Below are 1,460 nucleotides of genomic sequence, written 5' to 3'. Positions count from 1 at the left end.
AAAAGAGGGGTTCGACTCCCCTACGGGCTGCCACTTCATCCTTAAAATATTGTTTTAGCTGTCAGAATTATGGCAGATATCCCACGGGAGCCGTGGGGCACCCTGGATTTTTGAGGCCTGCTCCATGCGCCGATCGGCCCGTTCTGCAAGCCGTTTCTGCCCTTTGCGTGTAAATTGCAGTGGTTTTCGGATCGCCGTGCGGCAGATGCGCCATGACCTCGTGACGGTCCCTCCGGCCTCGGCGATCTCCTCCGCGCGGCGCTTGCGGATGCCGCGCCGAAAGCGGTCAGCTTTGCCCTCCTCGCCTACCAGTCCGGCCTTCACGACCCATTGGCGGACCCGGTTGTCGAGAGAGCCCGACGACGCGAAAGGCTTGTCATAATCCGTCGGCAGACAGCCCGGTGCATCGGCGGCCAAGCTGGCCAGCTCCAGGGACAATTCCCATGACATGGGACTCGAACTTCGACCGAGCCCTTTTTCTTCAGTTGCCATTCGATGAATATCATCGTGTCGTCACCTCCGCTGCGGGCAACCCCGCACGGTGGCAAAGGATGGCCGCCGGATGCTGCAGCCCTCCAAGCATCTGATGATCCGCAGCTACGAAGCTGCACAGGCCAGTGTGGGCGAATGGTATGCGGATCCAAGGCCTGTCATGCCTTCACCTGAACGTCATGCGGTTCGAGGATCAGTTTCAGCGGTTCGGCATGCACCGTCTTGGCGGCAAGGGCCGCGCTTGACGGCGTGTGGCATCGGAATCGATCCAGCCATCGGTCAGCGGCGCCATCGTGGATCGGTGAGAAGCGTAGCGAACGCAGCGTCGACCGCCCGCACGTCGCCAGCAGCGGCCGAATGCAGGTTCCACTCCACCCCTTTCGTCAAAGCAGAACGAGTTGGATTAGGGCTTCCGACGATCATGGCGCCCTTGGCCCCGGTCGCACGAAACAGCCAGGCTTTCGGGTGAAAGTTGGTGGTGAACCGCTCCGGGTTTGCAGGAGGCTGATTTTTCGTTAGTTGCGCGGCCATGGGCTCGGTTTCCAGTGCGGCGTAGAGGTTTGCCTCGGCTTCGGCAGGCGGGATGTTCCCGATCGGCTCCAGCAGGCGGCGGTTGTTGAACCAGTCCACCCATTCGAGCGTGGCATGCTCCACCGCTTCGAAACTGCGCCAAGGCCCGCGACGATGGATGTTCGTCGCCGATGTCGTCGCGAACTCTGGCCCCAACGCCTGGTGAGGCGGTGCGATGGGATTCCTGCCGTTGACGCCGGACATGGCATTTTTCGGGTTTCCGCCACTCGGCAGGGCCAAACAGCCACGGCACCTTGCCAGCGGCGAATTCCCTGCTCCACCTTGGAAAAATTTCCCGCCGGAACATCGCGCCGCCCCTTGCGCGAGCGGCAAAGCTGGCCTAAATGTCCGCATCGCCGGCGCACGTGGCCCGTTCGTCTATCGGTTAGGACGTCAGG

Annotated in this window: 1 protein-coding gene and 1 pseudogene; both read right to left on the bottom strand. The window is 61.8% G+C overall.

Annotation, left to right across the window (positions count from 1 at the left end; genetic code table 11):
• Positions 1–54: 54 nt before the first annotated feature.
• Positions 55–492, bottom strand: a complete 438-nt coding sequence (locus tag E3D03_RS20705) for a hypothetical protein (protein ID WP_263568520.1) — start codon at positions 490–492, stop codon at positions 55–57.
• Positions 493–1,014: 522 nt separating this feature from the next.
• A pseudogene (locus E3D03_RS20700) lies at positions 1,015–1,182 on the bottom strand (IS3 family transposase); the annotation flags it as partial.
• Between the last annotated feature and the right edge of the window lie 278 nt (positions 1,183–1,460).

This window comes from Paracoccus sp. DMF (assembly GCF_004407025.1).
Taxonomy (GTDB): Bacteria; Pseudomonadota; Alphaproteobacteria; order Rhodobacterales; family Rhodobacteraceae; genus Paracoccus; species Paracoccus aminovorans_B.
This window is presented reverse-complemented; position numbering and strand designations above follow the sequence as displayed.

Bases quoted from the DNA above. Each gene is read 5' to 3' on its own strand.
- E3D03_RS20705 (WP_263568520.1), bottom strand. From the start codon at position 492: ATGGCAACTGAAGAAAAAGGGCTCGGTCGAAGTTCGAGTCCCATGTCA.